Consider the following 17,748-nt stretch of genomic DNA (forward strand, 5'->3'; position numbering starts at 1 on the left):
ACCACGCAGCGCTAGTCTCTTCGACGAGAAAACGGTAGCCCGGCGAGAGGCCACCCCACGAACAGGCGTAGAGGCATTTGGAACTTAATGGGAAGTTCTAGGTTACTTGTTGCGAGAATCTCGGACCACCAGTGGCGCGCTGACCACAGCTGTCCTGAAAAATTTCGCACTTTAGGAGTTGGCTTGAAACCGCTTGACCCAGCACAATCTGAAAAAATTTCAGTCTCACGCCGGAGTGTCGAAGCGGACCTTCGGCGCCAGCTAAACGCCGTTCTGGATAATGCCACTGTGGCAGTCTTTGTCATGAACGAGCATCAGCAATGCACCTATATGAACGCCGCTGCGGAACGCCTGACTGGCTACTCCTTGAAGGAGACACAAGGCCGACCACTCCACGACGTAGTGCATCACACCCATCCTGATGGAAGACACTACCCTCTGGAAGACTGTCCGATCGATCGTGCTTTTCCAGAGCGAAACAGAATGCAGGGCGAAGAGACCTTCGTCCATAAGGACGGCAGTTTCTATCCCGTTGCCTTCACCGCCAGCCCTATTCGTGATGACGGAGGAAACCCCATCGGTACGATTATCGAGGTTCGTGGGATCGCTGAAGAAAAAGCGCGTGACACCGCGCTTCGAGAAAGCGAAGCGCGCTTTCGCAACATGGCCGACCATGCACCCGTCATGATGTGGGTGACCGAGCCTGATGGTGCCTGCACCTATATAAATCGGGCTTGGTATGAATTCACCGGGCAGTCGGTCGACGAAGCGAAGGGGTTTGGATGGCTGACTGCCACACATCCTGACGACATGAAAGCTGCCGAAGATGTCTTCACAGCTGCCAACAAAGGCCAGAAATCATTTAGAGTGGAGTATCGCCTGCGGCGCGCTGACGGTACCTATCGTTGGGCAATCGACGCCGCAGCACCAAGATTTGGGCCAAATGGCGAGTTTCTCGGTTATATCGGGTCAGTCATCGACATTGACGATCGGAAAGAGGCTGAAGAACGTCAAAAACTTCTCGTGCAAGAGTTGCATCATCGCGTGAAAAATAACCTTGCGACGGTTCAATCCATCGTAAACTTCACGCTCAGGACATCCGACACGATGGATGCGTTCAACACAGGAATTACGCACCGCATCGGTGCCCTCGCCCGCTGCCATTCGCTGCTTACAAATAATGTGGGGCAGTTGTCGGCGTTGCACGCGATTATCTTGAATGAACTTGCCCCTTACGATGACGGGCGTCGGGTCGAGCTGGTAGGACCTGAGACAGCCGTCTCGGACGATGTCGCAATGGCTCTAGCGATGGCAATCCATGAACTGACAACAAATGCTGCAAAGTATGGATCTCTCTCCGCGGTAAACGGCTCGTTACAGATCACATGGAATGTAACCAAGGACGAAGACGGATCAAGACACCTTACCCTTCGATGGCGCGAGCGAGGCGGCCCACCCGTTCGTCAACCAACGAGGCGAGGGTTCGGTTCTATCCTGTTGGGGCGAATGCTTGGGCACCAACTAAAAGGATCGGTCCAGATCGACTATCCAATCGACGGAGTAGAGGTGGAAATCCGCGGACGGCTTGAGGCCCCCGCAACATATCCTTACGCAAACTTCGCGAAAGACCTGTGCAAATGATCCGGCGGTTGGAAGGCTCCAGGGTGCTTATTGCTGAAGACAATTTTATGGTGGCAATGGACCTCGCTTTCGAATGCGAAGAGTTGGGAGCAGAAGTGGTTGGCCCCTTCGCCCGTGTCGAGGATGCACTTGTTGCAACACAAGCGGAGAGCCCTGATGGAGCGATCCTGGACGTAAATCTGCTGGATGGCTACGTAACTCCGCTAGCGCAAAAGCTTATAGAGTTAAATATTCCAGTGGTATTTTGTACGGGCGTCTCGTTACCGGCCGAGCTTCAGCAAAGATACCCTGCCGCACAGGTATTTATAAAACCGACCGCATCAAAGACCCTTGCCGATGCTCTCGAAGTCGAGATCTCAAAGCGATTTTCATGATTGAGCAACGGCCATCGTTAAGGGTCGCCAGCAACCCCGTCCCAGTCCTGGATGGTCGGCGGCGCTAGCCTGGCTGGAGTTTCACCAGGCTTGATGTTTTCGTACCTTTTCCGCAGCGCAGGGTTCGGACGACCTGATTAGGACCGGTGCCGCTCGCGGCATCGCGAAGGATTGCGTCAAGACAGATTAGATTTTGCCAAGGTCAGTCACAATATGCTATCTAAAGGGACAAGGTGAGGATCCGATGAAAACCGTATTTGTTCTCTTGGTGGCTCTAACAGTAGGTATCGGGCCGGCTACTGCCAAGATTTGGGTGGACAAAACCTGTCAAGAGATGCTCGAATCCACACCAGATAAGCCGTTCATCTATTCTACGACCGATGGGGCTACCGAAATCTCATGCACCGTGCGCGATTGGCCGATTAGTCAGGAAACTGCGACGATGACATGCAACGATGGCAGCGCTCCGACTTTGAGGCTTGTCGGCTCGTCCGTGGAATTTGACGACGGGTGATGCTCCCTAAGGGCGACGCGGCTATTTTATGTGACTAAACGAAGAGCCGCCCGTCATCGAACACAACCCTACGAACGCCGTGGGCCGAAATGGGCATGGCTCGCTATATGGGTCGGCGTTTGTGTTTTTAGCTTCGATACGCTGGTGATAAACTTAACTGGGAGAATATAGGTTTGGGTAGCGAAAGGCGCTTTTCTGGGGCGCGTGGGCCATGGATATGACACCCGGGCGAAGTGCCTGAGTCATGGCGTCATCGCGTCGCGTTCTTCGCGCTCAGCGCTATTCAGCTTTTGCACCGCGATGCACTGGCGAACGGCTTTCACGTCAAACCCGCACCCACCCATTTCCTTGAACACCTTCGGACTTGTCGGCGTTCAAGTCTTTGCAGTTCTGGTGTTTGCTCTCTTGCTTGAGAATCTTGCGAAATACATTTTTCTTCCAGCCGAGTTCAGGTTGCACATGTTCCTGAACAAACAGGTCCTCTCGTCCTACCTCGAGGGCTGCTCATCCGTCGCCGTTGCGAACATCCAGAACATCAACAGCGTTCCAATCACGATGATCATCGCACCCGGAGGTGCCAGCACGCCCTTTCCCCCGTTGTCGATGTCGAACTTTCCTGCCACCAGGACGACAGCGCCGAGCTGGTAGATCAGGAACTGTGGCATAGCCATCCGGGATTTCATAAGCGCCGGCCAGTTGCGCATCAGCAATCCGAAAAGCACTGAGATAACGAACCCAAGCAGGTTGGCGTGGGCATGCGAGTTGGCGAACTGAAGCTGATCGGTGATCCCGAGGTAGATCCCGAAGATCATGCCGAAGGTTAGCCACGCAAAGCCCGCCAATATGTAAATGCGATCCAGTCTCACGATCCCGTCCTCCCAAGGAAGTCGACCGTTGCTCACGTCCCCTGTCGCGTGGGCAGACAGTCACAAAGGGAACAGTCCTCCCAAAACATCTACCTTGCAAGCAATTCATGCGTGAAAAATGGCCGGAGCGAAATTCCGGGGAGGCAGATCAGCGTGGCTAGACCGCTGGTGTGAAGACGATCCGGCAATCTGGAAATGCGTCCCGCAGGCTGCACATTGCTTCGTGCCAATCGTTGCCACCCCGTTGGTTGGTGAACGCATAGGTGCGCGCGCCAACACTCACCAGATCATCATCGGTGCAGAAGTATCGGGTTGGGTCAAAGCGCTTTCCGCTGTTGGCGAGGGCGGCTGTGGCGAGATGGATAAAGGCAGCGTTTCCAACCTGCCCGTCAACGGACACAAGTGCCCGGGTGGCCAAACGGCCGCAATGGTGCGCGACCGCCTCCTGGGTGACGCCGTTTTCAACCAGATAGCAGAACGTTCTTGGTATTGATCTGCCCTTCGGTCGGGAAACGTTTCCGATCCGAGCGTCAGATTGTAGGTCTGCCGAGCCGCACCATCCGTCCGCGCCTCCCGTTCCTTACGGACCTTCTCACGCACCCGCACCTGATACTCGGCAGCCTCGGGCGGCGGGGATGATCTGCTGAACATCGACCATTACCCGGTCGGGCTCTGTCGCAAACTCTTCGCTAACCGGCGACCGATAATGATCTCTCGATATTTTCGGGGATGACGATGTTCAAAGGCCGCCATTTCGACCGATCGGTGATCTTGCTGTGTTGGACGATACCCGTGCCATTCCTTCAGCAAGCGCTAACATTCCCTCAGGGTATAACTCGCCAGGGCTGAAACGGGCAAATCTCGTGGCGTGACGAGCGCGCCCAAGGCATGGTATGCACAGCATCCACAAACTTGAGCAGGAGCGCGCGTGATAAGCGCAGAGCAATTTCTGGCGTCGGTGTTCTGGGCGCGGGAACTGCCGGAAGAAGAGCGTGAGCGTGCGCGTCGCGGCATCATGTTGCGCACCCTTGAGCCTGGGACCTATTTCATCCATCGCGGTGATCGCATCGACAACTGGATCGGTGTGGTCAGCGGGATGCTGCGGCTGGGTTCGATTACCACCTCAGGCAAGGCCGTGACCTATGCCGGCCTGCCACCGAGTTGCTGGTTTGGCGAGGGGTCGCTGCTCAAGGACGAGCCGCGCCAGTATGATGTGCTTGCCCTGCGCCGCACCCAGGTGGCGCTACTCAACCGCTCGACATTTTTCTGGCTGTTCGAAAACAGCGTTGCCTTCGACCGGCTGCTGGTACGGCTCATCAACGAGCGGCTCGGGCAGTTCATTGCGCAGGTCGAGCATGACCGGACGCTCGATTCCTCCGGCAAGGTGGCGCGCAGCCTGGCCTCGCTGTTCAACCCGGTGATCAGCCCCTTCGTCGGTTCGCACCTCGACATCAGCCAGGAGGAGATCGGTTTGCTCGCCGGTGTGTCGCGGCCTGTGGCCAACCGAATCCTGCAAGAACTGGAAAAGGCCGGATTGATACGAAACGAGGGCGGCGGCGTTACAATTCGGGACCTTGAAAAGCTGCGTGGGTACGGCGAGTAACACTGCCTATCGCTTCGGTATCCAGGTGCAGATGGTCAATGAATACAATTACTTGGGCCAATAAATCCGCCAAGGGCGCGCAAGGCCGGTAGCTCAAAGTGAACATTGGCGTCTTGTCTGTCAAGCCAGCCCTTGAAAAAGGAGGGCAAGGTTGCGAGCTTTGATGCAATGATCGGAAACATCCGGCGACATACGAGGGAACGAAACGGGAGGCGTGCCATTGGCACAAGGGGGCGAGACGCGCGAACTCGACACGTTTGCCAAGCTGTTGTGCGAGCATGCACGCGTTCGGCCAAGACGGCCGGCGATGCGGCACAAGGACCACGGCATCTGGCGGACGTGGAACTGGAGCGAACTGGCCGAAACAATCCGCGCCTACGCAGCCGGCCTGCAGCAGTTGGGCCTTGAGCGCGGTGCGACCATCGCCGTCATCGGCGAGAACCGCCCGGCGATGTATTGGACCATCCTCGCCGCGCAATGGCTGGGCGCCATCCCGGTGCCGGTCTATGCCGACGCCGTCGCCGACGAAATGGCCTATACGCTCGACCACGCCGACGTTGCCTTTGCCGTGGTGCAAGACCAGGAACAGGTTGACAAGCTGATATCAGTGCAGGACCGGGTCCCCAAGCTCCGCACGGTGATCTATGACGAGCCGCGCGGATTGCGCGACTACGATCACAGCCATCTCCATGCCGTCGACAACGTCATCGACAGCGGCCACGGGCTGCTACAAAGAGACACAGTTGCTGCCAAGGCAATCGACTCAGAGCGGGATCGTGGCCAGGCCAGCGACATCTCGATCATCCTCTACACCTCAGGCACCACCGGCCGTTCCAAGGGCGTTCTGCTCTCGGCCGGCGGCTCGATCGCCGCGGCGCGCGATACAGTCATCTTCGACAAGCTGACCGACCGCGACGAAGTGCTCGCCTATCTGCCGCTGGCTTGGGTCGGTGATCACTATCTCAACTATGCCCAATCGCTGGTGTCGGGCTTCTGCATCGCCTGTCCGGAAAGCCACGAGACGGCGGAATCGGATACGCAAGAGATCGGGCCGAGCTTCTACTTCGCACCGCCGCGCGTCTTCGAAACACTGCTGACCCGGATCACCATCCGCATGGAAGACGCCGGTGTGCTGAAGCGCTCAATGTTCAACTACTTCATCGGCGTTGCCAGGCGTTGGGGCGAAAAGATCCTCGACGGCAAAGACGTCCCGATGAGCGTCCGCCTCGGCTACGCGATCGGCAACCTTTTGGTCTATGCGCCGCTGAAGAACGTGCTCGGCTTCTCGCGCATTCGCGTCGCCTACACCGCCGGAGAGGCGATCGGACCGGACCTGTTTTCATTCTACAGGTCGCTCGGCCTCAACCTGAAACAGCTCTACGGCCAGACCGAGGCCTTTCTCTATGTCACGGCACAGCCCGACGGCCAGATCCGTGCCGGTACGGTCGGGCCGGCGACGCCCAATGTCGACATCCGCATTAACGACGACGGCGAAGTGCTCTATCGCTCACCCGGCCAGTTCGTCGGTTATTACAAGGACGCGGAAAAGACCGCCGAGACGGTCACTGAGGACGGTTACGTCAAGACCGGCGATGCCGGCTTCTTTGATCCCGACGGCCACCTCAACATCATCGACCGGGCACAGGACGTCGGCAAGCTGAGTTCGGGCGCGTTGTTTGCGCCAAAATACATTGAAAACAAACTGAAGTTCTTCCCCAACATCAAGGAAGCCGTGGCCTTCGGGCAGGACCGCGACTTCGTCACTGTCATGCTCAACATCGACTTGACGGCGGTCGGCAACTGGGCCGAGCGCAAGAACATCGCCTATGGCTCATACCAGGAACTGGCCCAGCGGCCCGAGGTCCATGCAATGTTCACCGAGCATGTCGCCGAGGTGAACAAGGCACTCGCCGCCGAGCCGCGCATGGCAACCGCCCAGATCGGTCGCTTCCTGATCCTGCACAAGGAACTCGACGCCGACGATGGCGAGATGACCCGCACGCAAAAGGTCCGCCGCAGCTTCATCGCCGAACGCTACAAGCCGCTGGTCGATGCGCTCTACAACGGTTCGGATGCCGCCGACATTTCAACCGAAGTGACCTTCGAGGACGGCCGCAAGGGCGTCATATCGGCTAGGGTCCGCATCGCCGACGCTGCTGTCAGGCAAGCCACCAGGCTCGGGGTGGCAGCATGAACGCCGCATCGGAAACACTGCTGGCTGTCGACGGCGTGTCCCTGTCCTTTGGCGGAGTGAAGGCCATAACCGACGTGTCCTTCGACATCCGCAAGGGCGAGATCCGCGCCATCATAGGCCCCAATGGTGCTGGCAAGACGTCAATGTTGAATGTCGTCAACGGCTTCTACCATCCACAGCACGGCCGCATCACCTACAAGGGCAAGACCCGGGCGCGCATGCGGCCCTACCAGGCTGCGAGCCAGGGCATCGCCCGCACCTTCCAGAACGTGGCGCTATTCAAGGGCATGACGACGCTCGACAACATAATGGTTGGCCGCACGCTGAAGATGCATCGCGGGCTGTTCTGGCAGATGCTGCGTTACGGGCCGGCAATGCGCGAGGAAATCGAGCATCGGCGCGTCGTCGAAGACATCATCGACTTCCTGCAGATCGAGTCGATCCGCAAGACGCCGGTCGGCAAGCTGCCCTACGGCCTACAGAAGCGCGTCGAGCTTGGCCGCGCGCTGGCGATGGAGCCGGAGCTCTTGCTGCTCGACGAGCCTATGGCTGGGATGAACATCGAGGAGAAGGAGGACATGTGCCGCTATATCCTCGATCTCAACAAGCATTTCGGCACCACCATCGCTCTCATCGAGCACGATATGGGCGTGGTCATGGACCTGTCCGACCGCGTGGTGGTTCTCGAATACGGCCACAAGATCGCCGACGGCACGCCCGAGGTGGTCAAGGCTGATCCCAAGGTCATCGAAGCCTATCTCGGCGTGGGGCACTGACGATGCCGGCGTCTACTGGAGGAACAAAGTTGCGCATGACGAGTAGCAGCAGAGCCGCCGCAAACGCGCGCCGGGCCGGCTGAGGAGGGATCGATGCTCTACAACATCTTCATCGACCCCTTCATGCAGATGGCCGAGATGCCCGACCTGCTGGTGCAAACCCTGTGGGAAGGCCTGGTCTCAGGCGTGCTCTACGCGCTGATCGCGCTTGGCTTCGTGCTCATCTTCAAGGCTTCGGGCGTCTTCAACTTCGCTCAGGGCATCATGGTGGTGTTTTCGGCCCTTACCCTTGTCGGCCTCTACGAGACGTTCTCGGCGGTGGGTTTTTCCGGGCACACGGCTGCCTTCGTCGCGCTGATACTGACTGCGGGGGTGATGTTTGTTCTAGCCATGCTGGTCGAGCGCGTCGTGCTACGGCCGCTGGTCAACCAGCCCGACATCATCCTGTTCATGGCGACGTTCGGCATCACCTATGTGCTGATCGGCCTCGGCGAGATGGTCTTCGGCGGCGACCCCAAGCAGATGATCGCCAGCGAGCTGTTCCTGCCGAGCGGCTCGATCAATGTCGAAATGCTCGGTGGCTTCGTCAGCTTCCAGAAGATCGACATCGCGGCTGCCGTAATCGCCTCGTTAATGATCCTCGGCCTCGCCCTGTTCTTCCAGAAGACCCGCATTGGCAGGGCGCTGCGCGCCGTCGCCGACAGCCACAAGGCTGCACTCTCCGTCGGCATATCGCTCAACCATATCTGGGTCATCGTCTGGTTCGCCGCGGGCCTCGTCGCGCTGGTCACCGGCATCATGTGGGGTGCCCGCTCCGATGTGTCCTTCGCACTCGAGATCGTGGCGCTGAAGGCGCTGCCGGTGCTGGTGCTTGGCGGACTGACCTCGGTGCCCGGGGCGATCGTCGGCGGGCTGATCATCGGCATCGGTGAAAAGCTCGGCGAGTTCTACTGGGGACCCCTGCTCGGTGGCGGCATCGAGAGCTGGTTCGCCTATGCAATTGCCCTGCTGTTTTTGCTGTACCGGCCGCAGGGCTTGTTCGGCGACAAGATAATCGAGCGGATCTGACAGATGTTTTATCGCGAAACAGGCCAGTTCAAGCAAAGCTACGCGGCCGACCAGGCGGTGTTCCCGATCCTGCAGGACCGGCTCGGCCTGACCTCCATACTGCTGATTGCCTTCGTCGGCATACCCTTGTTCGGCAACGAGTTCCTGCTCGCTTCGGTGATGATACCGTTCCTGATCCTGTCGCTCGGCGCGATCGGGCTCAACGTCCTCGTCGGCTACACCGGACTGCTTTCGCTCGGTTCGGCCGCCTTCATGGGCGTCGGCGCCTATTCGGCCTACAAGCTTTCAACTATCTTTCCTGGCGTCAACATCCTGGTCTGGATACTCTGCTCGGGCTTCTTTGCGGCAGGCGTCGGCGTGCTGTTCGGCCTGCCGTCGCTGCGCATCAAGGGGTTCTACTTGGCGGTGGCAACACTTGCGGCGCAGTTCTTCCTGCAATGGTGCTTCGTTCGCGTCAGCTGGCTCTACAACGAGAATCCCTCAGGTGCCATAGAAGTGCCAGCCAGGACGCTGTTTGGCCTCGCCATCACCGGCCCCTCGGCGACACCGGTTACCCGCTACCTCGTGGTGCTGGTCATTGTCGTGGTGATGACCCTGCTAGCCTCAAACATCGTTCACGGCCGGATCGGCCGGACCTGGATGGCGGTGCGCGACATGGACATCGCAGCGCAGCTGATGGGCATCCGCCTGCTGCCGGCCAAGCTTTTGGCCTTCGCGGTGTCGTCCTTCTACTGCGGCGTCTCGGGCGCACTGATGGTCTTCCTGTGGCTGGGTGCCGCTGAACCTTCGGCCTTCGACATCAAGCTGTCGTTCCTGCTGCTGTTCATGGTCATCATCGGCGGTCTTGGCTCGATGATCGGCAGCTTCTTCGGCTCCGCGCTGATCCACATTCTGCCGATTGCCATTCGCGGGCTGCCCAATGCGCTCGGCCTGCCGATCGCCGCCGCAACTGTCGAGCACCTGACGTATCTGATCGTCGGCGCGCTCATCATCTTTTTCTTGATCGTCGAACCGCACGGTCTCGCGCGGCTCTGGCAGATCGCCAAGCAGAAGCTTCGTGTGTGGCCCTTCCCTTACTAGGGGCACCACACAAGACGGAAATGCCAACAGTAGGGAGGAGAAGGAAATGTCACTCAAGAACTGGTTGTACGCACTTTCTGCAGCAGCATCGCTGACCTTGCCGGCCGTCCATGACGCGCAGGCGGAAGACTCGATCTATGTGCCTTTGTTCACCTACCGCACCGGCCCGTTCGCCGGCTCCGGCACGCCGATCGCCAACGGCATGCACGACTACCTGACGCTGCTCAACGAACGCGATGGCGGCATCGGCGGGGTCAAGCTGATCGTCGAGGAATGCGAGACCGGCTACGACACCAAGAAGGGCCTCGAGTGTTATGAATCGGTGAAGCCCAAGAAGCCGGTGATCGTCAACCCATGGTCGACCGGCATCACCTTGCCGCTGATCCCCAAGGCCGCCGTCGACAAGATCCCCGTGCTGTCGATGGCCTACGGCCTTTCGGCCTCGGCCAAGGGCGATACCTTCCCCTGGATTTTCAACCCGCCGGCGACCTATTGGGATGGCTTCACGCAGATCCTGCAATACATCGCCACCCAGGAGGGCGGTGGCGTCGAAAAGCTCAAGGGCAAGAAGATCGGCTACATCTATCTCGATGCCAGCTTCGGCCGCGAACCGTTGCCGCTGATCGAACAGCTGTCGAAGGAATTCGGCTTCGAAGCCAAGCTCTACCCCGTGGCCGCCGCCGACATGCAGAACCAGTCGTCGCAGTGGCTGAGCGTGCGCCGCGACAAGCCCGACTACATGATCCTCTACGGCTGGGGTGCGCTGAACGCTACTGCCGTCAAGGAGGCGGTGAAGACCAACTATCCGATGGACAAGTTCGTCTCAATCTGGTGGCCGAGCGAGGATGACGCCAAGGGTGCCGGCGACGGCGCCAAGGGCTTCAAGACGCTGAACTGGCATGCCGTGGGCGCGGACTTCCCGCTGCTCGCCGACATCCAGAAGCACGTCGTCGACGCCGGCAAGAGTCAGGTATCGGGCAAGGACAAGGTCGGCCAGGTTCTCTACAACCGCGGCATCTACAACTCGATGCTGATTGCCGAGGCCATCCGCATGGCCCAGGAAATCACCGGCAACAAGGTTGTCACCGGCGAAGACGTCCGCCGTGGTCTGGAAGGCCTCAACATCGATGAGGCACGGCTCAAGGAAATCGGCCTCGAGGGCTTCACCAGACCGGTCAAGCTTTCCTGCGCCGACCACAACGGCCACTTCTCGACCTTCGTCCAAAGCTGGAACGGCACCACTTACGAAAAGGTGTCCGACTACATCGCGCCGCTGAACGACAAGGTCGGACCGCTGCTCGACGCCGACGCCAAGGCCTATGCCGAAAAGAACGCGCCGTGGCCAGCCCGTTCCGAGGCCTGCGACGCCTCCTGAGGCCCACCTTGAACCCCGTCCCTTCCCCACCAGGGGAAGGGACATTTGCCCCGGAGCTTGCTGATGTCTGAACATGCTTCCATCGCGGTCGAGCCGGCTCGCCCGATGCTGTCGATCAACAACATCGAGGTGATCTACGATCACGTCATCCTGGTCCTCAAGGGTGTGTCGCTCACCGTGCCACAGGGCGGCATCGTCGCGATCCTCGGCGCCAATGGTGCTGGCAAGACGACCACACTCAAAGCAATCTCCAACCTGCTCAGGGTCGAGCGAGGCGAAGTCACCAAGGGCTCGATCGCGTTCGATGGCGACCGTGTCGACCGCCTCAGCCCAAACGAACTGGTGCGCCGTGGCTGCATCCAGGTGATGGAGGGACGGCACTGTTTCGGCCATCTCAGCATCGAGGAAAACCTGCTCACCGGCGCCTTCACCCGGCGCGACGGCAACCGCGCCATCCGCGCCGACCTCGACATGATCTATGACTATTTCCCTCGGCTGAAGCAGCGGCGGTCTTCGATGGCCGGCTACACCTCGGGCGGCGAGCAGCAGATGTGCGCCATTGGCCGCGCCATGATGAGCCGCCCCAAGATGGTCCTGCTCGACGAGCCGTCGATGGGTCTCGCACCCCAGGTGGTCGACGAGATCTTCGAGATCGTCAGGGACCTGAACACCAAGCAGGGCGTGTCGTTCTTAGTCGCCGAGCAGAACACCAACATGGCGCTGAAATACGCCACCTACGGCTACATCATGGAAACCGGCCGCATCGTCATGGATGGCGACGCGGCGTCCCTGCGCGATAACGAAGACGTCAAAGAATTCTACCTCGGCATCGGCGGCGAAGGCCGCAAGTCATTCCGCGAGGTCAAGAGCTACAAGCGGCGCAAGCGCTGGCTTGCCTGAGATTCCGGGCGCTGCGTGGTGTGTCCTTGTCGGGCGCTACGCGCGGTCCATTGTCCAAATTCTAGGTGAACCATGGTCACGAACGCATATTACGATGCCGGCGAAACCCAGGACCCCGCCACCCGCGAGGCTGCGCTTTTTGCCAGGCTGCGTTTGCTGCTCGAAGGCGTGCAATCAGGCGCGCCGGCCCTACGGCAACAGCTCGAGGGAAATGCGATCGACACGCTTGTCGATCGCGCGGCACTACAGCGGGTCCCGGTCATCCGCAAAGGCGAGCTTCTGGCCTTGCAGGCCAGGAACCCGCCCTTCGCTGGCCTATCGCCCGTCAAGCTGGGGGCGCTGAAACGCCTGCTCGTCTCGCCGGGGCCGATCTTCGATCCCGAAGGACGCGGCGACGACTGGTGGGGTGCGGCGCGCGCCTTGTTTGCATCAGGCATGCGCAAGGAAGACATCGTCCACAACGCCTTCAGCTACCATCTGACGCCTGGCGGGCACATGATGGAGTCGGGCGCCCATGCGCTCGGCTGCGCGGTGATCCCGGCTGGCGTCGGCAACACCGAACAGCAGGTCGAGGCGATTGCCGTGCTCAAGCCGACAGGCTACATCGGCACCCCTGACTTCCTGAAGATCCTTGTCGACCGCATGGCGACGGCGGGTGCTACCATTTCCTTCCGCCACGCATTGGTTTCGGGCGCTGCGTTCCCCGCCTCGCTGCAGCAGGAAATCGAACGCGCTGGCATCGACGCCTACCAAGCTTACGCCACCGCCGAACTCGGCGTCGCTGCCTATGAAACCGAAGCTCGTTCCGGCCTGGTGGTCAATGAGGGACTGATCGTCGAGATCGTGCGTCCGGGCACCGGCGAGGCGGTCGCCGACGGCGAGGTCGGCGAGGTCGTGGTCACCCGACTTAACGCGGAATATCCACTGCTGCGTTTCGGCACCGGCGACCTGTCACGTGTCCTGTCCGGCCTCAGTGCCTGCGGTCGCACCAACATGCGCCTCGCCGGCTGGATGGGCCGTGCTGATCAGCGCACCAAGGTCAAGGGCATGTTTGTCGACCCGGCCCAGATCGCCGCCATCGGGCGCCAGTTTCCCAGCCTCGGCAGGCTTCGCCTCGTTGTCAGCCGCGACGGCGAGCAGGATGCAATGCTCTTGAAAGCAGAGGCGGTGGCGTCAGACGACGGTTTGCGCGCAGAACTCGCGATGGCCTTGCAAGCCGCAACCAAGATGCGCGGCGGCGTCGAGGTCGTCGACCCCGGCAGCTTGCCCAATGACGGCAAGGTCATCGCCGACGAGCGCCCGGTCGAATAGGCGAAGCGGCCCTGCCGCTTGCGCATCATATGAACCATCTCGATGCTACCCAGCGTGACGGACGCCGCCGCGAAGTACTTGAAACCATGCATCGGCCGCACCCGGCGCTTGATGCGACGACGATCCTGCTCGATCCGATTTGTTGAAATACTGGCTCTTACCGATGCGGACCGCCTTCAATACTCGGCGCGACCTATCCAGCCAGCGGCTCTCGGCATCGCACTAAATGATCGCCTCACGATTGGTCTGACTGCCGTCGATGACGATGCGATCGGGTCGGCCATGGGGGTTCAACGCCTTGCGCAGGAAGCGCTTCGCCGCCGGCAGATCACGGTGTTCACAGAACCAGAACTCGAATGTATCTCTGGCGCTGTCGATAGCGCGTTAGAGATACAACCACCGGCCCCGAACCTTGATGTAAGTCTCGTCCATATGCCATTTGCTTCCAACAGCCCGCTCGCGCTGGTTGAGCCAGAGAACGGCGGTGGTCAGTTCAATTGAAAACTCGGCGGAGGCGAGGACAATCTTCACATCCTGTGCAAACTGATCATGATCGGGTTCATCCCATTCCAGGAAGGCGAGCAGCTCGGCGCGGGCATCGGCATCGTCGCGACCGATATGGCGGAGGTACCGGTCAAACCCGTCCACAGCCTGGTTGAAAGTCATCGTCGAGACCATGGCAGCATAGCGTATCGCCTGCAGGTCCATGTGCCCCCCATTCTCGGTGCGCTTCAATTCAATGACCACGAGGTTCGCATTGCGGTCGATCCCAAGCAGATCGATGCGGCGGCGGGAGTCGTCCCATTCGCCGTATTCCTCGGCGATCACCAGCGTGTCGGGCGCTATGACCGTGATGTTTTCGCGGAGCAGTCCCTGCAGATCACGGCGTTCGTACAATTGCATGGCATCGAAGGTCGTCTTGGCCAATCGCTCCGCCACACGAGATGTCAATCGGGCAACCGCGGTCACAGCAGGAACGTCATGCGAACATCCAGTCGAACCCGTGCCGAATGAGTGGTGCACGGAAGGAATATGGATTGATCGAGAAACCTTTTCGAACGTCTCCAACGTGTTCGCATAGAGCACAAACACAAAGGCCGCCCGATGGGCGGCCTTTGTGATTGTTAGTGCAAAGAAAATTTGGTTGCGGGGACAGGATTTGAACCTGTGACCTTCAGGTTATGAGCCTGACGAGCTACCGGGCTGCTCCACCCCGCGTCAACCGAAGTACAGGCGACAAGAGACCTGCAAAACAACATTCTGTAAAGCGAAAGGCCGCTTGCGCGGCCAATGCCGCCTCGAGGCGGTCTGTTGTAAGAGAAGATTTTAACATGCGTTTGGCAGACCTGGCAGCGACTTACTCTCCCGCGTCTTAAGACGAAGTACCATCAGCGCTGGAACGTTTCACGGCCGAGTTCGGAATGGGATCGGGTGCAGCCGTTCCGCCATAACCACCAGGTCGGCAAAACGCATGTTATTCGAGAAGCTGTTGTCTTTTGTGCCAACCATCGCTTTTTGCGATGGGCATACGAAATGAGAACGATCAAGCCGATCGAGCTATTAGTACTGGTAAACTTCATGCGTTGCCGCACTTCCATACCCAGCCTATCAACGTGGTGGTCTTCCACGACTCTCAGGGAATACTCGTTTTAAGGTGGGTTTCCCGCTTAGATGCCTTCAGCGGTTATCCCGTCCGGATATAGCTACCCTGCAATGCGGCTGGCGCCACAACAGGTCCACCAGAGATCCGTCCATCCCGGTCCTCTCGTACTAGGGACAGATCCTTTCAATATTCCTACACCCACGGCAGATAGGGACCGAACTGTCTCACGACGTTCTGAACCCAACTCACGTACCGCTTTAAATGGCGAACAGCCATACCCTTGGGACCTGCTCCAGCCCCAGGATGCGATGAGTCGACATCGAGGTGCCAAACAACCCCGTCGATATGGACTCTTGGGGGTCATCAGCCTGTTATCCCCGGCGTACCTTTTATCCGTTGAGCGATGGCCCTTCCACGCGGGACCACCGGATCACTATGACCGACTTTCGTCTCTGCTCGACTTGTCAGTCTCGCAGTCAGGCAGGCTTATGCCATTGCACTCAGCGAACGATTTCCGACCGTTCTGAGCCCACCATCGCGCGCCTCCGTTACTCTTTAGGAGGCGACCGCCCCAGTCAAACTACCCACCATACATTGTCCCGGACCCGGATAACGGGCCGCGGTTAGACATCCATAGAGATAAGGGTGGTATTTCAAGGTTGGCTCCACCAAGGCTGGCGCCCTGGCTTCAAAGCCTACCACCTATCCTACACATGCCACTACGAATGCCAATGTAAAGCTATAGTAAAGGTGCACGGGGTCTTTCCGTCTAACCGCAGGAACCCCGCATCTTCACGGGGAATTCAATTTCACTGAGTCTATGCTGGAGACAGCGGGGAAGTCGTTACGCCATTCGTGCAGGTCGGAACTTACCCGACAAGGAATTTCGCTACCTTAGGACCGTTATAGTTACGGCCGCCGTTTACTGGGGCTTCGATTCAGAGCTTGCACCCCTCCTCTTAACCTTCCAGCACCGGGCAGGCGTCAGACCCTATACGTCGTCTTGCGACTTCGCAGAGCCCTGTGTTTTTGATAAACAGTCGCTACCCCCTGGTCTGTGCCACCCTCACTCCACTTGCGTGGAAAAGGGTCACGCTTCTTCCGAAGTTACGCGTGCAATTTGCCGAGTTCCTTCAGCATAGTTCTCTCAAGCGCCTTGGTATACTCTACCAGTCCACCAGTGTCGGTTTAGGGTACGGTCTATAAGGAGGAGCTATTTCCTGGAACCACGCAGCAGCCCAATCAATCCAATAAGACTGAACTACCTTGATGATCCGTCACTACCTCCAGGCCCACGAATATTAACGTGGTTCCCATCGTCTACGCATTTCTGCCTCGACTTAGGGGCCGGCTAACCCTGCTCAGATTAGCTTTAAGCAGGAACCCTTGGACTTTCGGCGGGGGTGTCTCTCACACCCCTTACGTTACTCATGTCAGCATTCGCACTTCTGATACCTCCACCGCCCCTCACAGGTACGGCTTCATCAGCTTACAGAACGCTCCGCTACCGCTTGCAGTAAACTGCAAACCCAAAGCTTCGGTGTATGGCTTTAGCCCCGTTACATTTTCGGCGCAAAGACCCTTATTTAGACCAGTGAGCTGTTACGCTTTCTTTAAATGATGGCTGCTTCTAAGCCAACATCCTGGTTGTTTTGGGATCCTCACATCCTTTCCCACTTAGCCATAACTTGGGGACCTTAGCTGTTGGTCAGGGTTGTTTCCCTCTTCACAATGGACGTTAGCACCCACTGTGTGTCTGCCGACTAGTACTCCTGGGTATTCGGAGTTTGGTTAGGTTTGGTAAATCGGTGAGATCCCCTAGCCCATCCAGTGCTCTACCCCCCAGGGTATTCGGTCGACGCTCTACCTAAATAGATTTCGCGGAGAACCAGCTATTTCCGAGTTTGATTGGCCTTTCACCCCTAGCCACAAGTCATCCCGAACTATTGCAACAGTTATGGGTTCGGTCCTCCAGTAAGTGTTACCTTACCTTCAACCTGCTCATGGCTAGATCACTCGGTTTCGGGTCTAATGCGACGAACTGAACGCCCTATTCAGACTCGCTTTCGCTGCGCCTACACCTACCGGTTTAAGCTTGCTCGTCACACTAAGTCGCTGACCCATTATACAAAAGGTACGTGGTCACCATTTCAGGCTCCCACTGTTTGTAGGCAATCGGTTTCAGGTACTGTTTCACTCCCCTTGTCGGGGTGCTTTTCACCTTTCCCTCACGGTACTAGTTCGCTATCGGTCATGCACGAGTACTTAGGCTTGGAAGGTGGTCCTCCCAATTTCAGACAGGATTTCACGTGTCCCGCCTTACTCGAGGACAATGATTTGCATTACGCGTACGGGGCTGTCACCCACTATGGCCCAACTTTCCAGAAGGTTCCGCTTTTCTCATCATTGCCACTGGCCTGGTCCGCGTTCGCTCGCCACTACT

14 protein-coding genes, 1 tRNA gene, 2 rRNA genes and 1 pseudogene (1 of these 18 running past the window's edge) are annotated in these 17,748 nt (G+C 58.6%); 12 read left to right on the forward strand and 6 right to left on the reverse strand.

The window, feature by feature from the left end; translation table 11 throughout:
• Positions 1-183 precede the first annotated feature (183 nt).
• The 3 genes from GA830_RS01700 (at position 184) to GA830_RS01710 (ending at position 2,529) form a co-directional block, all read left to right on the forward strand.
• Positions 184-1,641, forward strand: a complete 1,458-nt coding sequence (locus GA830_RS01700; RefSeq protein ID WP_258045526.1) for a sensor histidine kinase — start codon at positions 184-186, stop codon at positions 1,639-1,641.
• 23 nt (positions 1,642-1,664) lie between these two features.
• Positions 1,665-2,015 (forward strand): response regulator, encoded by a 351-nt coding sequence (locus GA830_RS01705; protein WP_195163419.1) that lies wholly within the window; start codon positions 1,665-1,667, stop codon positions 2,013-2,015.
• A gap of 244 nt (positions 2,016-2,259) precedes the next feature.
• On the forward strand, positions 2,260-2,529 hold the full coding sequence (locus GA830_RS01710) for a hypothetical protein (RefSeq protein ID WP_195163420.1): 270 nt from the start codon (positions 2,260-2,262) through the stop codon (positions 2,527-2,529).
• Positions 2,530-2,771: 242 nt separating this feature from the next.
• Here the strand turns inward: GA830_RS01710 and GA830_RS20355 are convergent, their stop codons facing one another.
• Together GA830_RS20355 and GA830_RS01720 are read right to left on the reverse strand one after the other, a co-directional pair.
• Positions 2,772-2,885 carry a GapR family DNA-binding domain-containing protein gene (locus tag GA830_RS20355; RefSeq protein ID WP_195163421.1) on the reverse strand — a complete coding sequence of 38 codons (114 nt, stop codon included), beginning with the start codon at positions 2,883-2,885 and terminating at the stop codon, positions 2,772-2,774.
• Positions 2,886-3,017: 132 nt separating this feature from the next.
• Complete coding sequence (locus GA830_RS01720) at positions 3,018-3,395, reverse strand: hypothetical protein (RefSeq protein WP_195163422.1); 378 nt, start codon at positions 3,393-3,395, stop codon at positions 3,018-3,020.
• A 118-nt stretch (positions 3,396-3,513) separates the two neighbouring features.
• Between GA830_RS01720 and GA830_RS01725 the strand changes: the two genes are divergently transcribed.
• From GA830_RS01725 to GA830_RS01765, 9 genes are all read left to right on the forward strand, one after another.
• On the forward strand, positions 3,514-3,888 hold the full coding sequence (locus tag GA830_RS01725) for a hypothetical protein (RefSeq protein WP_195163423.1): 375 nt from the start codon (positions 3,514-3,516) through the stop codon (positions 3,886-3,888).
• Positions 3,889-4,323: 435 nt separating this feature from the next.
• Entirely contained in the window at positions 4,324-4,998 is a 675-nt protein-coding gene (locus tag GA830_RS01730; protein WP_258045527.1) for a Crp/Fnr family transcriptional regulator, read from the forward strand.
• Between the two features lie 220 nt (positions 4,999-5,218).
• Positions 5,219-7,192 (forward strand): AMP-dependent synthetase/ligase, encoded by a 1,974-nt coding sequence (locus GA830_RS01735; protein ID WP_195163424.1) that lies wholly within the window; start codon positions 5,219-5,221, stop codon positions 7,190-7,192.
• The gene (locus tag GA830_RS01740) at positions 7,189-7,968 is read left to right on the forward strand and encodes an ABC transporter ATP-binding protein (RefSeq protein WP_195163425.1); all 780 of its coding nucleotides are present in this window, start codon (positions 7,189-7,191) and stop codon (positions 7,966-7,968) included. Before GA830_RS01735 ends, GA830_RS01740 begins: the two co-directional genes overlap by 4 nt.
• 93 nt (positions 7,969-8,061) lie before the next feature.
• The gene (locus tag GA830_RS01745; RefSeq protein ID WP_195163426.1) at positions 8,062-9,036 is read left to right on the forward strand and encodes a branched-chain amino acid ABC transporter permease; all 975 of its coding nucleotides are present in this window, start codon (positions 8,062-8,064) and stop codon (positions 9,034-9,036) included.
• A 3-nt stretch (positions 9,037-9,039) separates the two neighbouring features.
• The gene (locus GA830_RS01750; RefSeq protein ID WP_195163427.1) at positions 9,040-10,116 is read left to right on the forward strand and encodes a branched-chain amino acid ABC transporter permease; all 1,077 of its coding nucleotides are present in this window, start codon (positions 9,040-9,042) and stop codon (positions 10,114-10,116) included.
• Positions 10,117-10,162: 46 nt separating this feature from the next.
• The gene (locus GA830_RS01755) at positions 10,163-11,491 is read left to right on the forward strand and encodes an ABC transporter substrate-binding protein (protein WP_195163428.1); all 1,329 of its coding nucleotides are present in this window, start codon (positions 10,163-10,165) and stop codon (positions 11,489-11,491) included.
• A gap of 63 nt (positions 11,492-11,554) precedes the next feature.
• Positions 11,555-12,391: an ABC transporter ATP-binding protein gene (locus GA830_RS01760; RefSeq protein ID WP_195163429.1), complete on the forward strand. Its 837-nt coding sequence runs from the start codon at positions 11,555-11,557 to the stop codon at positions 12,389-12,391.
• 72 nt (positions 12,392-12,463) lie between these two features.
• Positions 12,464-13,702, forward strand: coding sequence for a phenylacetate--CoA ligase family protein (locus tag GA830_RS01765; RefSeq protein ID WP_195163430.1), 1,239 nt, complete (start codon positions 12,464-12,466; stop codon positions 13,700-13,702).
• On the opposite strand, the pseudogene GA830_RS01770 reads toward GA830_RS01765, so the two are convergent.
• The 4 genes and pseudogenes from GA830_RS01770 to GA830_RS01790 form a co-directional block, all read right to left on the reverse strand.
• Positions 13,678-14,239, reverse strand: a pseudogene (locus tag GA830_RS01770) (IS6 family transposase); the annotation flags it as partial. The gene GA830_RS01765 and the pseudogene GA830_RS01770 overlap by 25 nt on opposite strands.
• Before the next feature lie 604 nt (positions 14,240-14,843).
• A tRNA-Met gene (locus tag GA830_RS01780) sits at positions 14,844-14,920 on the reverse strand.
• Between the two features lie 126 nt (positions 14,921-15,046).
• Positions 15,047-15,161, reverse strand: a 5S ribosomal RNA gene (gene rrf, locus GA830_RS01785).
• Positions 15,162-15,241: 80 nt separating this feature from the next.
• A 23S ribosomal RNA gene (locus tag GA830_RS01790) occupies positions 15,242-17,748 on the reverse strand; it runs 305 nt beyond the window's last position.

It is taken from the genome of Mesorhizobium sp. NBSH29, assembly GCF_015500055.1.
Lineage (GTDB): Bacteria > Pseudomonadota > Alphaproteobacteria > Rhizobiales > Rhizobiaceae > Neomesorhizobium.